The organism is Mucilaginibacter polytrichastri, assembly GCF_001911425.1.
GTDB lineage: Bacteria > Bacteroidota > Bacteroidia > Sphingobacteriales > Sphingobacteriaceae > Mucilaginibacter > Mucilaginibacter polytrichastri.
Genome location: NZ_MPPL01000001.1, coordinates 3,817,796 through 3,835,586, shown reverse-complemented (window position 1 = coordinate 3,835,586; position 17,791 = coordinate 3,817,796). Strand labels below are relative to the sequence as shown.

At 42.4% G+C, this 17,791-nt stretch carries 17 protein-coding genes; 7 read left to right on the top strand and 10 right to left on the bottom strand.

Annotation, left to right across the window (positions count from 1 at the left end; translation table 11 throughout):
• The 5 genes from RG47T_RS16250 to RG47T_RS16230 form a co-directional block, all read left to right on the top strand.
• Positions 1-2,190, top strand: a 2,190-nt coding sequence (locus RG47T_RS16250) for a tetratricopeptide repeat protein (protein WP_216351064.1), incomplete at its 5' end; no start/stop codon positions are given.
• Positions 2,191-2,319: 129 nt separating this feature from the next.
• The gene (locus RG47T_RS16245; protein WP_074490445.1) at positions 2,320-3,198 is read left to right on the top strand and encodes a helix-turn-helix domain-containing protein; all 879 of its coding nucleotides are present in this window, start codon (positions 2,320-2,322) and stop codon (positions 3,196-3,198) included.
• Position 3,199: 1 nt separating this feature from the next.
• Positions 3,200-3,640: a DUF983 domain-containing protein gene (locus RG47T_RS16240; RefSeq protein ID WP_245770877.1), complete on the top strand. Its 441-nt coding sequence runs from the start codon at positions 3,200-3,202 to the stop codon at positions 3,638-3,640.
• Positions 3,641-4,175: 535 nt separating this feature from the next.
• A complete protein-coding gene (locus tag RG47T_RS16235; protein WP_074490444.1) occupies positions 4,176-4,667 on the top strand; it encodes a cytidine deaminase in 492 nt (163 codons plus the stop codon).
• Between the two features lie 8 nt (positions 4,668-4,675).
• Complete coding sequence (locus RG47T_RS16230; protein WP_074490443.1) at positions 4,676-5,338, top strand: GDSL-type esterase/lipase family protein; 663 nt, start codon at positions 4,676-4,678, stop codon at positions 5,336-5,338.
• 60 nt (positions 5,339-5,398) lie between these two features.
• Here RG47T_RS16230 and RG47T_RS16225 read toward each other — a convergent pair whose 3' ends face one another.
• Together RG47T_RS16225 and RG47T_RS16215 are read right to left on the bottom strand one after the other, a co-directional pair.
• Positions 5,399-5,827 carry a nuclear transport factor 2 family protein gene (locus RG47T_RS16225; RefSeq protein ID WP_083627433.1) on the bottom strand — a complete coding sequence of 143 codons (429 nt, stop codon included), beginning with the start codon at positions 5,825-5,827 and terminating at the stop codon, positions 5,399-5,401.
• 296 nt (positions 5,828-6,123) lie between these two features.
• The gene (locus tag RG47T_RS16215) at positions 6,124-6,555 is read right to left on the bottom strand and encodes a nuclear transport factor 2 family protein (RefSeq protein ID WP_083627432.1); all 432 of its coding nucleotides are present in this window, start codon (positions 6,553-6,555) and stop codon (positions 6,124-6,126) included.
• Between the two features lie 130 nt (positions 6,556-6,685).
• Here RG47T_RS16215 and RG47T_RS16210 point away from each other — a divergent pair, with 130 nt between their 5' ends.
• Entirely contained in the window at positions 6,686-7,201 is a 516-nt protein-coding gene (locus RG47T_RS16210; RefSeq protein WP_074490440.1) for a YdeI/OmpD-associated family protein, read from the top strand.
• A gap of 109 nt (positions 7,202-7,310) precedes the next feature.
• Here the strand turns inward: RG47T_RS16210 and RG47T_RS16205 are convergent, their stop codons facing one another.
• Together RG47T_RS16205 and RG47T_RS16200 are read right to left on the bottom strand one after the other, a co-directional pair.
• Positions 7,311-7,982 (bottom strand): hypothetical protein, encoded by a 672-nt coding sequence (locus RG47T_RS16205; protein WP_074490439.1) that lies wholly within the window; start codon positions 7,980-7,982, stop codon positions 7,311-7,313.
• A gap of 10 nt (positions 7,983-7,992) precedes the next feature.
• Entirely contained in the window at positions 7,993-8,400 is a 408-nt protein-coding gene (locus RG47T_RS16200) for a Dabb family protein (RefSeq protein ID WP_074490438.1), read from the bottom strand.
• A gap of 302 nt (positions 8,401-8,702) precedes the next feature.
• Here RG47T_RS16200 and RG47T_RS16195 point away from each other — a divergent pair, with 302 nt between their 5' ends.
• Positions 8,703-11,504 (top strand): DNA gyrase/topoisomerase IV subunit A, encoded by a 2,802-nt coding sequence (locus RG47T_RS16195; protein ID WP_074490437.1) that lies wholly within the window; start codon positions 8,703-8,705, stop codon positions 11,502-11,504.
• 261 nt (positions 11,505-11,765) lie between these two features.
• Here the strand turns inward: RG47T_RS16195 and RG47T_RS16190 are convergent, their stop codons facing one another.
• The 6 genes from RG47T_RS16190 to RG47T_RS16165 form a co-directional block, all read right to left on the bottom strand.
• Positions 11,766-12,674: an IS1595 family transposase gene (locus RG47T_RS16190; RefSeq protein WP_171972544.1), complete on the bottom strand. Its 909-nt coding sequence runs from the start codon at positions 12,672-12,674 to the stop codon at positions 11,766-11,768.
• A 239-nt stretch (positions 12,675-12,913) separates the two neighbouring features.
• Complete coding sequence (locus RG47T_RS16185) at positions 12,914-13,693, bottom strand: class I SAM-dependent methyltransferase (RefSeq protein WP_074490435.1); 780 nt, start codon at positions 13,691-13,693, stop codon at positions 12,914-12,916.
• Between the two features lie 30 nt (positions 13,694-13,723).
• Complete coding sequence (locus RG47T_RS16180; RefSeq protein ID WP_074490434.1) at positions 13,724-14,599, bottom strand: aldose 1-epimerase family protein; 876 nt, start codon at positions 14,597-14,599, stop codon at positions 13,724-13,726.
• Positions 14,600-15,033: 434 nt separating this feature from the next.
• Positions 15,034-15,849 (bottom strand): 5'-nucleotidase, lipoprotein e(P4) family, encoded by an 816-nt coding sequence (locus tag RG47T_RS16175; RefSeq protein ID WP_074490433.1) that lies wholly within the window; start codon positions 15,847-15,849, stop codon positions 15,034-15,036.
• Positions 15,850-15,938: 89 nt separating this feature from the next.
• Positions 15,939-16,847, bottom strand: a complete 909-nt coding sequence (locus RG47T_RS16170; protein ID WP_074490432.1) for a helix-turn-helix domain-containing protein — start codon at positions 16,845-16,847, stop codon at positions 15,939-15,941.
• A gap of 104 nt (positions 16,848-16,951) precedes the next feature.
• Positions 16,952-17,716, bottom strand: a complete 765-nt coding sequence (locus RG47T_RS16165; RefSeq protein ID WP_074490431.1) for an SDR family NAD(P)-dependent oxidoreductase — start codon at positions 17,714-17,716, stop codon at positions 16,952-16,954.
• Positions 17,717-17,791: the final 75 nt, after the last annotated feature.

Genomic DNA, 17,791 nt, shown 5'->3' with positions numbered 1-17,791 from the left:
AACCCTAAAATTGCCGACGCTTATTTTTTTAGGGGCAATGCCAACAGTAACCTTAAAAATAACGAAGCAGCCATTGCCGACTTTACCAAAACTATTGAGCTTAACCCCAACAATGCCGATGCTTATTACTATCGCGGTAACGCCAACAGTAATTTACGGGCGTTTGTTAATGCCATAGATGATTTTACCAAAGCCATCGCCTTAAAGAAAAAGCCCGATGCCAACCTTTACCACTACAGGGCAAACGCCAAAACAAATACCGGCGATAATGTTGGCGCCATTGCCGACTTTAACAAGGCCATAGCGCTTAGCCCAAAAAGCGCCGAACTTTATGAATACCGCGGGCTGGCCAAGGCCAATATTAATAATGGTTGGGGGGCTGTGCTCGATTATAACATAGCTATTAAACTCGACCCAGAGAATGGCGAGCTGTATTACTACCGCGCCAACGCAGCATCAGGATTGGGCTCGTATGCCTCGGCGGTAACAGATTATACCCGGTCATTAAGATATAATCCTAACCGGGCCGAAGCTTATTATTACCGCGGTAATGCCAAAAGCAACCTGCATGATAACCTTGGTGCCATACAAGATTATAAAAAGGCAATTGAGCTTAACCCAAATATTGCCGAACTGTACCACTACCTGGGTAATGCCCGCACCAATACAGCAGATAACCAGGGTGCCATAACCGACTTTGACAAAGCAATTTCGCTTAACGGTAATAATGCCGAGTTGTACATGTTTCGTGGTATTGCCAAAAATAATATCAAAGATACTACTGGAGCCCTTGCAGATTTTGATAAGGCAATCACCCTAAATCCTAAATACACTGAAGCCTACCAAAACAGGGCCGGTTTGCTTATTAAGGCTAAAAATTATGACGCCGCCTTTGCCGATGCTGACACTATAATTGCCTTTAGCCCCAAAAGTGAAGTTGCTTATCTCATTAGGGGGTCGGCTAAATATGCGCTTAAGGATAGCCTGGGGGCTATAACAGATTATACAAAAGCCATTGAGTTAAACCCCAACAATGACCGATCTTATATAGAACGGGGTAAAATGAAAGAGCAACAGCTTGATTACAACGGTGCCATAGAAGATTATAACAAAGCAATAGCCCTAAAACCGCAAAATACCGAAGGTTATAGTAAACGCGGTAATAGCCGCATCAACATTAAAGATTACAACGGCGCTATACAAGACTATCAAAGGGTATTGCAAATGGACCCTAAAAATGCAGATGCTTATGCCAAATTGAGTGCAGCATTAACTTTTTCTAAAAACTACCCCGAAGCACTTAAACTGGCAAACGCTGGTTTAAAGCTTCAACCAAACAATGCCGATCTGTATGTAAAACGGGGTATATTATATGATGCCATGCAGAACCCTCGCGAAGCCATGCTCGACTTTAATAAGGCAATTGTATTAGATTCTGCTTCTTTTGATGCTTATACCTATCGTGGTAACACCAAAATAAAACTAAAAGATTATAACGGCGCTGTTGACGATTTAGAAAAAGCCACCAGTTTGCGTATTACAGAAGATAATTTGTTGTTTTTGGGTGATGCTAAAATGGCCCAAAAAGATTACAATGGTGGTATTGAAAACTATGATAAAGCCGTTGACCAGTACCCCAAAACGCTGCGGGGCCTCTTAGCCCGTGCAACTGCAAAAAGCACCATACCAGATTCGTCTGGCGCTATGCAGGATTTTAACAAAGCACTGGAAGCACAGCCGCACAACGAAAATATCTTTATTAAGCGCGGGGATGCCTATTTGTTATTAAAAGACTCTATTAACGCCATACAAGATTATAACACAGCTATTGAAATTACCCCGCAAAGTTCTGATGCTTATCTGGCCCGTGGTATTGCCAAGTATAAATTAAAAGACGTACGTGGTGCATTAATTGATTACAATATGGCAATACAGCTGCTACCATCTAACCAAAAGGCTTATGTTAAACGCGGGGAAGCTAAAGCACTGGTAAAAGATTATAATGGCGCAATAGCAGATTATAACGCAGCCATTAACCTTGCCCCGAGAGATAAACAAACTTATTTTGATAGAGGGATGCTCAAGATCAACAACATTACCGATAAAAATAGCGGTTGCCTCGACCTTAGTAAAGCAGGCGAACTGGGATTGAAGGAAGCTTACGACGCTATTAAGAAATACTGCTACTAAAAGCAGCTAAGCCGGGCTCGAAAAAGCCCGACTTTATTTCTAAGTACTTTTTACTTATCAGTAAAAAGTACCATAAGCCAAACGTTTATTACCATAGCTAAGGCAATTTTCGTGGTATCTTTGTATATCATGAAAAAGAGCTTCCCTGTTTACGATATATGCACCCTGTCTGAATTTAAGGAGGAAGATATTCTGATCAGCCGGTTTGCGCCTTATTTAAAATCGCACCATAACCTGCACCTGGCGCATAAACATACCTTTTATCATTTGGTATTGTTTACAGAAGGCGGTGGTACACATGCCATAGATTTTCAAAATTTCCAGGTTAAGCCGTACCAGATCTATTTTATGATTCCCGGCCAGGTACACAGCTGGAGTTTTGATGGTAATGTAGATGGTTATGTGATTAATTTTTCGGTGCCTTTCTTTCAGTCTTTTCTGTTACAATCTGATTATCTGGAGCAGTTCCCATTCTTCAGCGGGGCATCAAACGAAGAGGTGATTGATATACCCGAAAATTTGCAAGATGAAATCATAGCGCTTTTTGAACAGATTATTACCGAAAGCGAAGTGCCGGGCCGGTTGGCTTTGGATATGGTACGCACGTTAATGCTGCAAGTGTTTATTTTACTAAGCCGATTAACATTGCCGCATCATATTACCAATACCACACCTTATAATTATACCCTGCTGCGTAACTTTCAGAAACTGATTGATAAAAACTTTACCACTTTAAAGCTCCCGAAAGATTATGCAGCCCTGTTATACATTACCCCCAACCACCTCAATGCTTTATGTAATGATGTGCTCGATATTTCGGCAGGTGAGGTAATACGTAACCGGATTGTTCTGGAAGCCAAACGTTTGCTGGTGAACCTCGGCCTAACCATATCTGAAGTGGCAGACCAGCTGCACTTTGCCGACTACTCGTACTTTACAAAATACTTCAAAAAGCAAACCGGCGTAACACCCGAAGAATTCAGGAAACAGATCACAAAACAAGCATAACATGAAAACTTTAACTTTAGATACACAAGCCATGGCCATATCACAAACCTATGCAGCACTCCATGCCAAATGCCCAAAATGCCGGGTAGGCAACATGTTTGCCACGCCAATGTACACCATTAGCGGGCAAAAAATGAATGAATCATGCCCGCACTGCCGTTTTCATTTCGAGATAGAACCGGGTTACTTTTACGTGGCTATGTTTGTAAGCTATGCACTCAATGTGGCACAAATGGTAACACTGGCAGTAGGCACCTACATTTTAACCGGCAGCGAAAACCCGTGGATTTATGCAGGTATTTTATTGGGGGTGGCATTGCTGTTATCTCCTTTTAACTTCAGGTACTCGAGGGTTGCACTGCTATACTGGTTAACACCCGGTGTACATTACGAGCCAAAAAGGTCAGCCCCCGATTATGATCCTAATCACCCGGAGGGATAAGTATTCTTCTCCTGTTGAGTAGGGCTAGGGGCAATGTTATTAATTAAGCCTTGATGCTCTGTAGTAGCAACCTGTTTATAGTATTTGTTATGGATTTATTTCTATAAACAAGTAACTACAGGGAAATCGCTTTTAACTTTTATAGCGGCTTTTTTGGTGTTCGAAAGCAAGAAAGGCGATGTCATGCCGAATTTATTTCGGCATCCCACAGCACATTCCCGCTTGACCGCTCTAAGGCTTACATGTAGCATACTTTTCTATTGCCTACCTTCTGATGGGATGCCGAAACAAGTTCGGCATGACGTAATGTTTTTTAAACGCGATTTCCCTGCAAGTAACTACTACGGAGCATCCGCATTTCCTTAACTTAATTACATTGGGTTCTACTATTGTATACCGCAGAAACACAGCCTTCCCATTATACAGCTTTTTTGCATCGGCATCAAAGGAGAATGATAAAGATTGCCAGGTTATTTCTTTTTACCAATCCTTATCCTTATATTGTTTCCCCCTCTTTTTTACCACGGGGATATAGATGAATAACCACGAAATAAAAATAAGTTTCGATGAATATGATGCCCTGACCGATTTGAATGATTCAGACAATGCATTATGTATCGAAGCAAAAAATGCACTGAAACATTCGCACTCCCCATATTCAAAATTTAGTGTAGGCGCTGCATTGCGGTTACAAAGCGGAAAGATAATTTATGGCAGTAACCAGGAAAACGTGGCTTACCCATCTGGTTTGTGTGCCGAGCGGGTGGCCTTGTTTCATTGGGGTGCAAATTATCCTAACGACCCGATAGAGAGTATGGCCATAACAGCCCATACCGATGCCTTTAAGCTGAATCAGCCGGTAACACCATGCGGCTCATGCCTGCAGGTAATGGCCGAGTACGAGAAAAAACAAGATCAAAAAATAAGGATACTGTTGTTTTGCGAAGGCGGGCCTATCTGGGCCGTACAGGGAAGCGAAAGCTTTTTACCATTTTTGTTTTTTGAAGACCGATTAGCAAAATCATAACCAAACCAATGAAACCTAAATTTTTGATGCTTTTGCTGCTGTTGTTAATAGCAGGTAAGCCCTTATTTGCCCAGCAGGGATTTCCCTTTGCTGATGAGCTGCGTAAATTTAAAATAACCGATAGTTTGCATTTTCCTAAACCGGGCAGCAACTTGTTTATCGGTAGTTCGTCTATCCGTATGTGGGAAGATTTGGAACAGCGTTTCCCCGATAAGCGGATAGTGCGGCGTGGGGTGGGCGGTTCTACCCTGGAGCAGTGGGTTAAATATTATACCAATTACATTTTATTTCCCTACCAGCCCGAGCGTGTTTTTGTATATGCAGGCGAAAACGATATTAACGCCGGCCGTACACCACAGCAGGTGTACGATGATTTTGTGGCATTGTATACCATGATACAACAAAAGCTGCCCGGCAGCAAAACCTACTGGATGTCTATCAAAAAAAGCCCGAGCCGCGCAGTACACTATGCAGCTGTTGATAGTACCAATACAATGATTAAAGATTTTATAGGCCACCACAATGGCTGTAAGTACATTGATGTAAATACACCTTTATATGATGCAAAAACTTCCCTGCCAGATTCGGCTCTGTTTAAGCCAGACTACCTGCACCTTAAAAAAGAGGGGTATGACCGTTGGCAAAAGGCAATAAAACGTTATGTAGAATAAACAGAGAAGGCCTCCCGGTAATACCGGGAGGCCTTCTCTGTTTTAATTTAAATGTTTTGCTTATTTAAATACGCTATAAACATTTGTAATTTTCCAACCGCTACCGGTATTGGTAAGTGTTACATAGTTGCTGCGTACAAAGCCATCGTATTGCATATCAACTCTGGCCACGGTAACGTCGGTATTGGTACTAACAATAGAGCTGGTTACTGTACATGCTTGTTCTGTATTTGCATTTTCGTTTGCAAAATTAACCATTTCGGTTTTATCAAAGCTGATAAGGTTTTTACCGCGCAGCATGCTAAATTTTGCAGTTTTGTCTATTACCGATTCTAAGTCGGCAACTTTACCACGGCTTACCGCATCAACATAAGTGTTGATAGCGAAATAAGGAGAAGCTGATTTGTCATCAGAAATTTTATTAGCTTTTGCAACTGTGCAAGCTAAGAAAAGGCAAACGCCAAGTGCAACTGATTTTAAGGTTTTCATAATATTTTGTATTTAGTGTTTTAATAAATTTTATACTCATAAGACAGCGGCACTACCCCATACGTTACACTTGCAGGTGTTAATTTTTTGTGAAGCTTTTCCGGCTTTTCGTAAACGGGCAACAACTTGGCTGTTTTATTGATAAACTGACAATGTTTTGTGCCGTAAAGCATTGCCACGGGTAAAAAACACCATAAATAATTGTAAAAGTTTTTTTTAATAAAAAGTGTATTAACAACAAAAGCCACCCCAATTAAGTAGGGCGGCCTTTGCTGTTAATACTAACTTAACCTAAATTACCTTACAACGCTGTAAACGCTTGTAATTTCCCAGCCGTTGCCGGTATTGGTAAGGGTTACATAGTTGCTGCGTACAAAATCGGTGTATTGCATATCAACCTTTACAACAGTCATGTCGTTGTTTGATTCTACTACAGATGTGCTGATGGTACAAGCCTGGTCAATATTTTTGTTCTCTTTAACATAAGCCATCATATCGGCCTTGCTGAAGCTCAAAATGTTTTTACCCTGTAATATGCTGAATTTGGCAGATTTGTCTATTACCTGGCTCAGGCCTTCGGCTTTACCATGGCTTATGGCATCTACATAGGTATTAACCGCATTGTTGGGCGATGCTGCATTATCGTCATTTAATTTGTTGTTAGCTTTTGCAAAGGCTACTGTCATTAATAAACAAGCCGCAATTGTAACTGATTTTAACATTTTCATTTTTATGGTATATTTTATTTACACCATTATAGACGTACTTAAGAGGCAAAAGTTATGTTGTGCAACGGCCTTGTTACCCTGGTAAAAACTTTTTGTAAATTGACTTTAAAACCGCATTTTGTATAACAGGATGATAAATTTTACTACCATTATTTACCAATTTGCAGCGCAGGGAGATAAAACCGGATGGACGTACATTAACATTCCGCAAGATTTGGCGTTGGAATTAAAGCCCGGCAACAAAAAATCCTTCCGGGTGAAGGGCTTTTTAGATCATTTCCCCATTGGTGGCGTAGCATTGATGCCCTGGGGCGATGGTAGTTTTATTATGGCCATTAATGCAGATATGCGTAAAGGCATCTATAAAAGCAAAGGGGCAACCCTGTCTGTACAACTGGAAACCCACGATGATTTTGTAATAGAAATGCCCGAAGACCTGCAAGAGTGCTTCGACTACGAACCCGATGCGCTGGGATTTTTCAATACCTTACCCAAAGGCCACCGCGATTACTTTATCAAATGGATTAACAGCGCCAAAACAGAGCCAACCCGCACAACCCGCATTGCTAATACCATTAATGCAGCTGTAAGCCGAATGGGGTATCCGGAAATGATAAGGGATTTAAAAGCCAAGAAAGGTATGTGATTTCGAAATTCGGATGTTCGATTTCGGATTTGTAGAAAAGGGCATACTGCGAGGTACGAAGCACCCACCACAAAGGTAGTACTTCGATTAACCCTGGTCATGCTCATTATTAGCTAATATTATTGTTATCAAAGAAGTTTACAGTGGTGAGCTCTTCGCAAATGCCTATTGATGATATATCCTCGATGCTTCCTATCTTAATGTCTAATACTTTATTCTCACTATTGTGAATGAAAAGTCTAAATTCATTTTGATAGGAAAGTTTAATATCTTTTTCAAATATTGTTTTTTTTCCTGTATAGGTTAAAAAATCTTTATATTGTATGTAGCCATACCTTGCGTCCAACTTTAATTCAGTTAGCTTATTTTTTACTCTAGTTAGAAATTCATTGGCATCCTTTATAATGAGGTAATGATCTCCTAAAGATTTGCATTCTACGGGAATAGTAAATTCTTTTCCTAAATGGAATTTATGTAACCGAATAGAATATAGACAAAAGATGTTTCCTATGTTAGTTTCGCCTCTGTTTATTAATTGCCCACTATTTATCTTAATTCTTTTATACTCAGAATCAGGATCGCCAACATTTTTAATATTAACGATCGTATTTTCATCTAAATAATACAGATCTGTAACTGTTTCTAAGCTGTCTCCTCTGCCAATTGTGTCTTCTATATCGGAAAAATATTGTAACGTTTCACAATGTAGATGTCCCTCTTTTTGCAACGCCAATAAGTGCCGCTTTTCTGAAAATTTAAATAATGCTAAGAATTCTGTCATATATTATTTTTTAAGCATCCACAGCATCATAAACAATAACCTTTTCCCAAAGGTGGCTGCAATTTTTAATAAACTCCAGGTGGATGGGGTGGGTTTGATACACCGCCTGCCCGGCCAGGTCGCTAAAGAACATGAGCTCGGATACCGCCCAGCTGTTATCAACCACGTCGCGTTTCTCAGTGCTGGCTACTACGCCTACCCGCAACTCGCGGATGGTTTCAATTTTCGATAAGGTTTTTACGCCGGCAACTAGTTTGTCGCGATCGTCTATAGAGCCCGGGTTTTTAAGCCAGAAAAACACGTGGTGAACCACCGGATATTTATTTGCCATAGATGTTAAAGGTAATGCCGATGCTGCCGCGCCTGTAGCAAGGGCAGCGGTAGTGATTATAAATTTTCTTCTGTTTGATGTTTTCATAAGGTAATGGTAATAAATGGTAAGTTATTAAAATGATAATATAATTGAAAAGAAAATGTGCATAAGCTCGGCCATGCGGGAACGCCCATTTAGAGAGTCAAGAATCGAGAGTCAGGAATCAAGACAAAAAAACAATTCTGTTAATTCCTAAATTCTGCAAATTCCGATTCCAGACAAGAAAAATCCGAAATCGAACATCCGAATTCCAAAATCAAAACACATTCTTTATCCACACGATGCAGCTAAACGCTAATAATGTTAGCCGTTCTGCTTATATTTACACATCCGAATAGTTTTTAAGAATGAGTGAAGAAATAACCCCGGAGGAATTCCCTGCTTCCGGTTCTGAAAATAATAATATGCATAATACCATCTCATTGGATGGTTTGTACGAGAACTGGTTTCTGGATTATGCCTCTTATGTAATACTCGACCGTGCCGTTCCGCACATTTATGATGGGCTAAAGCCCGTACAGCGACGTATTTTGCACTCGCTGAAAGAGATGGACGACGGGCGTTTCAACAAAGCAGCCAACGTAATTGGTAACACCATGAAGTACCACCCGCATGGTGATGCTTCTATTGGCGATGCCATGGTACAGATTGGCCAGAAAAACCTGCTGATTGATTGCCAGGGCAACTGGGGCGACCCGGTAACGGGCGATTCAGCCGCGGCACCGCGTTATATCGAGGCGCGCTTATCGAAATTTGCGCTCGATGTTGTTTTCAACGCCGATACTACCATTTGGCAAGCCAGTTATGACGGCCGTAATAAAGAGCCGATCACCTTACCGGTAAAGTTTCCATTACTATTGGCGCAGGGTGCCGAAGGTATTGCTGTTGGTTTGGCCACCAAAATTATGCCTCATAACTTTAATGAGCTGATTGATGCTGCCATTGGTGTGTTAAAAGGTATCCGCCCGGATCTGGTACCCGATTTCCCGACCGGAGGCATGGCCGATTGCAGTAACTATAATGAAGGGCAGCGTGGTGGCAAAGTACGCGTACGTGCCAAAATTGTAGAGCGCGATAAAAAGACGCTGGCCATTACAGAAATACCTTTCAGCACTACTACAGGTAGTTTGATAGATAGCGTGATCTCGGCTAATGATAAGGGTAAGATTAAGATTAAGAAGATTGAGGATAATACCGCCCAGCACGTAGAGATCGTAATTCACCTGGCACCGGGCATTTCACCCGATGTAACTATAGATGCGCTTTATGCCTTTACAGATTGCGAAGTTTCGATATCGCCCAATACCTGCGTAATTAAAGGAGACAAGCCGCACTTTATGAGTGTGAACGACATCCTGACTGAGAGCGCACATTATACCAAAGACCTGCTGAAGCAGGAACTGGAGATCCGCCTCAAGGAACTGATGGAGAAAATATTTTTTAGCTCATTGCTGAAAATATTTATCCAGGAGGGGATGTACAAAAACAAAGACTACGAAAATTCGGGTAACTTCGAGAACGTGCTGGAGGTTTTAAACCGACTGTTTGAGCCATTCTTCCCGCAGTTTTACCGCGAGATATTGCCCGAGGACTATAAAAAGCTGATTGATAAACCAATGAGCAGCATTACCCGCTTTGATGTTAAAAAAGCGGATGAGCAGATGAATACCCTCGAGAAAGAAATTAAAGAGGTTAAACATCACCTGAAACACCTTACCGATTATACCATTGCCTGGTACGAACGCCTGAAAGAGAAATACGGCAAAGACCGTGGCCGTAAAACCGAGCTGCGTACTTTTGATAGGGTGGAAGCCACACAGGTAGCCCTGGCCAACGTTAAGTTATACGTAAACCGCGAAGATGGGTTTATAGGCAGCGGTATTAAAAAGGATGAGTTTGTGTGCGATTGCTCGGATATTGACGAAATTATTGTTTTCCGTGAGGATGGCCGCTGCATGATAACCAAGGTGCAGGATAAAACATTTGTGGGTAAAGGGATTGTACATGTGGCTGTGTTTAAGAAAAACGACGAGCGCACCATCTACAATATAATTTATAAGGATGGCCAGAGTGGCGTAGGCTATATTAAACGCTTTGCCGTAGCTGGTGTAACCCGCGATAAGGAATACGACCTGACCAAAGGCAGCAAGGGTAGTAAAGTACTTTACTTTACCGCCAACCCCAACGGCGAGGCCGAGGTAGTTAACATACAGCTGAAACCGCACTCTAAATTAAAGAAACTACAGTTTGATGAGGATTTTGCCGCCATTGCCATTAAAGGCCGTGGCAGTATTGGTAATATGGTTACCAAATACCCCATCAAGAAAATAGTACTGAAAACCAAAGGGGTATCAACCCTGGCGGGGCGTAAAATTTGGTTTGATGACGTTTTACGCCGCCTGAATGCCGATGGCCGCGGTACTTACCTTGGTGAGTTTGATGGCGACGACCGTATCCTGACCATACATAACAATGGAATGTACGAACTCACCAGTTTCGACCTTAATAATCACTTTGATGATAAGATGATGCTGATTGAGAAGTATAACCCCGAAAAGGTGTTCTCGGTTGTGCATTACGAGGGCAAGTCGAAAAACTACATGGTGAAGCGCTTTTTGTTTGAGAATACCGCCATTGGCCGCCAAACAAGCATTATTAGTGAAGAGAACGGCTCTAAACTGGTATTACTATCGGGCGCTGCGCAGCCACTGATAAAAATTGAGCAATTAAAAGGCAAAGCACTAGTACCCGAATTGGCCGAGCTTAACCTGGCCGATTTAATTGATGTGAAAGGAATGAAAGCAATGGGTAACCGCCTGTCGGCCCATACCATCCAAACCATTGAGCTGATTGCCGAGCATGACGATGCCGAAGATGTACCAGACCCGGCACCAGATTCGGTAGAGGACACAGAACCAATTGTGATAGCCGAAGAAAAACCGGCCCCCGATGTAGCACCGCCGCCGGCAGAGAAACCAAAGTTTGTTTCTGCCCCAGTGGTAAAACCAACGCCTGAGCCTGCTAAGCCATCTGCTATTGAACCTAAGCCAGAGCCGATTGCCGATAAGCCAATTAAAAAGGTTGATCTGGAGATCACCAATCCGGATGATATTAAGATTGATGATAAAGGGCAGAGCAGTTTATTTTAGGATCTTTTATTTCCCTTCTTGAGAGGTGTTAGGTGTGTGTCTCTGCGCTAAGTTAGTTGTAGAAACACACCCCTTCCATTACACTGTCTTCCGCGCCCCCTCTCAAGAGGGGAATTAAAAAAAGTTGACGATAAATAGGAAACAAAGGTTTTTTATTCCCCTCTTGAGAGGGGTTAGGGGTGTGTTTCTGCGCTAAGTTAGTTGTGGAAACACACCCCTTCCATTACACTGTCTTCCGCGCCCCCTCTCAAGAGTAATAGCCTATGAAAAGACAGGAGTATTGTTTTGTAAGGCGCATTTGTTAATTAGTGTATCAAATATTGATTTGTTATCCCTATGATTATATTTAAAGGTGAACTCATTTAGATAGGCTTGGAGGGGCTTTACAGATACTTTGTGGTATTGTCCATAAACGCCTCGTTTGAGTAGCGTCCAAAAGCCTTCTATCGTATTAGTATGGTACTTACCTCTTGTATATTCCTCCTTCTCCTTATTAAGTATCTGGTGTTCTTTGTATTGTTTACCTAAGCCCGCGTAGCCGCCAAAGCCGTCAGTGACCAGACTTGCATCCTTGCTTACTGTTTGCTCAATAACAGGCTTGATCGTTTTTCCTTGCGGCTTGTCAAGTACCTGGAGTTTTATCCGACCCGAACGCTCCAGCATACCGAGAACAGCTTGTTTATCCTGCATTCCTGTGATCTGCAATCCATTATCGCGTCTTTCCTGACGCTTTTTTTTTGAATGGTTTGCTTTCTTACCACCGATATACGTCTCATCTATCTCCACGATGCCAGTAAACAGATCCTGATCTTCGCCCTCCTGCATCGCCTTGCGGATGCGCATTTGCAAATACCATGCGGTGTTACGGTTAACATCTATATCACGCCCTAATTGCATAGAAGATAATCCCTTCTTTGCATTCAGAATAAGCGTTATTGCCAGGAACCATTTGGGCAGGAGCAATTTAGTGGCTTCAAAAATAGTCCCAACCAAAACGCTATAGCTCTTATTACAGCCATTACACTGATAACGCGATGTTTCTTTTCGTTTTGTACTTTGTTTGCTCTTACAATAAGGGCATTGCGGCGCCCCTTGCCATCTAATGCTTTCCAAATGTTCAATGCAGGTGTCCTGTTCAAAATACCTTGCAAGCACTTCTATTATATTCATTATCATAAAGATAACTTTTTATCCTGTCTTTTCATAGGCTATTACTCTTGAGAGGGGTTAGGGGTGTGTTTCTGCGCTAAGTTATCGCAGATATACACCCCTTTTTATAATAAATTCCGTCATGCCGAACTTGTTTCGGCATCTCACTTGCTAAGTCTGCGAAATACATATTTATAACCTGTCCTGTGGGATGCCGAAACAAGTAATCAGCATGACGGATAGATAGGATTTAAATTAACTTACACCTTCCCCACATACATCATTGTATCGTACACAAAGCTCACTTTGCCATCAATTTGGTACGCTTTGAAAATTGCTTTTAAGTCCTTTAAAAAAGTATGACCTTCAGGAGTCTCGGGCATTGGCACATATGACGATGATAATGCCCTGCCGATCAGTCCTTCTTCATCAAAAACCTGTTGGTTGGGGTAAGAGATGGTCTCAAACTTGCCTTGGTTAAAAAAACGTGCCAGGCGTTCGTCATTTAAGGTTTTTTCTTTTACGTCTTTATAATCAGATGCGTAGCTTATTAAAAGCTGGTCGTAAGCTACAGCAAAAGCATCTGCCGCAGGTTTGCGAACGTTCCAGATTAACGCTACGGAACCGTCTGTTTTTAATATGCGTTTAAATTCAGCACGCGATTTATCCACATCAAACCAGTGGAATGCGGTTGCGCTGGTAATCAGATCGATGCTATTTGGGGGCAAGTTACTATGTTCTGCCGTACCGGCTACTGAGGTGAAATTTTTGTAAGCTTTCAGATCTTGCTCAGCAGCCTGTTTCATGGGCTCATTGGGTTCAACGGCAAAAACCTGGTAGCCTTGGTCAAGCAATAATCTGGTGAAAATACCTGTGCCCGAACCAATGTCGGCTATGTGTGCATCCTCATTGAGTTGAAACTGCTTTTGCAGATATTCAATTACACCCGCCGGATAACCCGGACGGTATTTGATATAGTTTTCTACACGGTTAGAAAAACGTGCCGTAGGTTCGGCACCGGGAGATGTTGTTTGCTGCATGCGATTACAGTAAATATTTAAACAAGTGATTTAAATACTAACGTAAAAAGCGGCCTCAAATACATGCCCTTGTTCTAATTTTTGGATGCCGTCTTTTTTGGTGATGTCTGTAGGTCCATCTACCGAGTCGGCGCAGCCCAGCCACGGTTCAATACAAACAAAATCGGCACCGGGCTTAGCCCAGATTCCCAAATAGTTAAAATGAGGAAACTCTACCGATAAAGTATGTTCATGCTTATCGCTTTTAATGGTTACCTGCCGGCTGTTCAGTTTTTTAAATACCAACGCATCGTCATCAAACAAGTGGCGGGTTAAATGTAGCTTAGGCCCATCTAAAGGTACATGCCTGGTTTCACCGGTAAAAAAACCATCGGCAGAAAGCATGTGAGTGTCCAGCTTTTCACCGGTTTCAAACTCCAGATAGTAATCTTCGTAAGCAGAACCTTCGGTACTGCTAAAGGGCACGTTAAAAGCAGGGTGCCCGCCTACCGAAAACCAAATCGCTTTTTTATCCATGTTTACTACCTTGTAGGTTACACGCAGCGCATTGCCTATCAAATCGTAAATAATCTGGTAGTTAAATTTAAACGGGTATATAGCAAGTGTACTGTCTGAATAAGGTAATGTGAACAGTGCATGCTGTTTGGTGGTTTCTGATGCCAGTTTCATTTCGGTAGGGCGAATAAAACCATGTCTTTGCATCGGGTAGGTTTTACCATCAACCAATAACTCATTGTTAATTAACCCACCCACCACCGGGAACAGGTTGGGTGCATGCCAGCCCCATATTGTTGGGTCGCCCTGCCACAAATGTTCAATACCTGCGGCTTTGTTATAAATAGAAGTCAACTCGCCGCCCTGCGATCGGATGGTTACTTTAAGGTATTCGTTTTCAATGATAGTCATGTTGTGGGGATTTATTACTAAGGTAGCATTCACAACAATTCAATTAGCATCCTGTTTAATTTTGTGACAAAGAGTTGGAAAGAGAGGCAAGAATCGAGATAAGGAAAGTTTATAAAAAAATGTCATGCTTGTTTTCAGCATCCCACGGGACAGGTCGGTGATGAATAGCACGTGGGGTCCCGAAACAAGTTCGGGAAGACGCGGAGTTAGATTATAAAAAATGTCATGCTGATTTGTTCAGCATCCCACGGGACAGGTCGGTGATGAATAGCACGTGGGATCCCGAAACAAGTTCGGGAAGACGCGAAGCTAGATTATAAAAAGAATGCCATGCTGATTTGTTCAGCATCCCACGGGACATGTATAGCGCATACTTAACATGTGGGATGCTGAAACAAGTTCGGGAAGACGCGGAGCTAAATCCAAAAATTTAATTAGTCTTGCTTCAGACTCACCTTAATTACAGAATCTTTCTGCGCGGGTGTAAGCTTGTAATTAAACTTAAACATCGAGCTCTCCCAGTCGCCGTATGACGGGTTGGGCAGCACAATATATTTACTGCCGAATTTTTGTTTCAACTGTTCGGTGGTAGTAGTACGGTTGTCCTCGGCGGGGTGGTTATCATACAGGGCATCAAAATCGGCCAGGTTATCGCCGCAAAGCAATACGATGTTATAGTTGGCCAATACCTGCTGGCGGCGTGCTTCTTTGCTGGATACTTTGCCTTTTAATAGTAAATGGCTATCATCTGCAAATGGCAGGTTATAACGTTGCAGGTTTTTAAGGGTGCCGGCACGCTCGTCTTCATCGCGGTTTGTAATGTAAAATACCGTTACACCTTTGGCTGCGGCGTATTTAAAAAAGTCGGGTGCGCCGGGTACGGTATCAGCAACTGCTTGGGCAGTCCACTTTTTCCAGGCTACGCTGTTAAACTCTTCGTTATTGAGTGCTGCACGCGCACCTTCGGGGCTGTTATCTAGCAGGGTTTCGTCAATATCTGTAACTACTGCCAATGGCTTGCCACCGGGTTGTTTGGTTGCTTCATCAATGCGCAGCTTAGCTATATTATAAGCCTGAAAGCATAACGCTTTGTACTCGGCAGCACGCTGTTGAAATATAGCCGCCCATGCTTTGCCATTATTGGCTATTGATGTTTGGGCAATAGCCGATGTAGCACTAGTTTTGCGTTGAGTACTGCAGGCAGAAAATAATACCGCGCAGCTAATGATATAGATATTGAGTTTTTTCATAATAAGCCCTGTTGAGGATTCGCTCGGCAATTTTAAGAATTTTATACTAAACTGCATTAGTAACCAACATTTGTTGCTTGTAACTTTATCTAAGCCCGGAATGCTAGCGGCGTAAAAGAAGTCTGCTTTTTAAAGTAGTTAGAAAAATGGGCCAAGTCATCATACCCCAAAGCATAAGCAATTTCGCCTACACTCCAGTGTGTTTGTTTCAGCAGGATCTTGGCTTCCTGGATAATTCTATTGCCAATGATCTGGGTTGTGGTATTGCCTGTAACATCTTTTAAAACTTTGTTTAGATGGTTTACATGCACAGCCAGGCGGTCGGCATAATCTTTAGCGCTTCGTAAAGATAGTTTTTGACTGGGTGATGCCAGCGGAAACTGCCGTTCCAGTAACTCGATAAACAGTGACGAGATCCTTTCAGATGCATTTTGCGAGGCGCTTAATGCCGACATGGGTTGCAACTTCTGCCCGTAGTGGATAAGCTCTAAAACCAGGTTGCGCAGCAGGTTATATTTATACTGATAGTCGGCCCGTAACTCTTTGTGCATCTTTCGGAAAATGTATTCAATTTCCGTCATCTCTTCGTCCGAGAGCTGGAATACGGGTAACTGACCGGGTTGAAATATCGGCAGCTCATCCAGCGATACGCCTGTTTTGCCTTGCGAAAGAAAATCTGGCGTAAAAATGCAGAACATGCCGGTTTGGTTGCTATCCTCGGGCACCCAGTGATAGGGTATTTTTGGCGTGGCAAATAGCAGCGCATTTTGCTCAATCGCGATCACTTTATCGGCATATTCGGCCTTGCTTTTACCCTTTAGCCAGCTTATTTTGTAATAGGCACGCCTGCTGTAAGGCATAATACGTGCGCCTGTTTTTTTGTCGAATAGTTTCTCTGCTTCGAATACATTAAAATGGCCTATTTCACGCGCAATTCCTTCGGGAAGCGACGCTCCGTTTCTTTGATAAAAATCATCTAAAGAAGAATTGGTGATCATAGCGTTTTGTAAAAATCAAATAAAGCGGCCTGTATTAATAAAGTTAGTAATTAAAGCAAAAAAGCAGGCATTGTTTACTGCCTGCTTTTCTAGATCGGTTTATGTTATAAAAACATACCACCAGATGCTTCAATACGTTGGCCGGTTATCCAGCGCGCATCTTCGGTGCAAAGAAAAGCTGCAATGCCGCTAATATCTTCGGCCACACCCGGCCTGCCAAGTGCGGTTACACTGCTTATCATTTTGCTAACCTGCTCGTTATCGCGTACATGCGCGCCGTTAAAGTCGGTAGCTATAGCACCCGGTGCAATAGTATTAGCCCTTATACCGCGCGGGCCGAGCTCTTTGGCCAGGTAGCGGGTAAATACTTCTACCGCACCCTTCATGCAGGCATAGGGCGATGAGCCAACCATGCTAATGCGGGTTAGCCCCGAAGATATGTTGATGATACCGCCACCGTCATTAAGTAGGGTCAGCATTTTTTGCGTCAAAAAGTAAACACCTTTAAAGTGTACGTTCAACAAATCATCAAACAATTCTTCGGTTACATCGGCAATGGGGCTAATGGCTCCAATACCGGCGTTATTGATCAGAAAATCAATATGATCAGTGTTAAACTTATCAGCCAGGATTTTTTCAAGCTGGCCAATAAATGTATCGAAGCTTTTTAAATCGCCGGTGTTTAATTGTAAGGTTGCAGCCTTTTGGCCGGCTTGTTCAATTTGCGCAACAACGGTTTTTGCCTCTGCAGCCTTGCTGTTGTAGGTGAGTATTACGTCAATCCCTCTTTGGGCAAGCCTAAGTGCCATATCTTTACCTAAGCCCCGGCTACCGCCGGTTACCAGTGCTATTTTACTTTTAGTTTCCATCTTATAGTATCGTTTATGATATATACAAAGGTGGAAACAATAACCGCCCGGCTGTTTGTAACAATCAATCGGTTA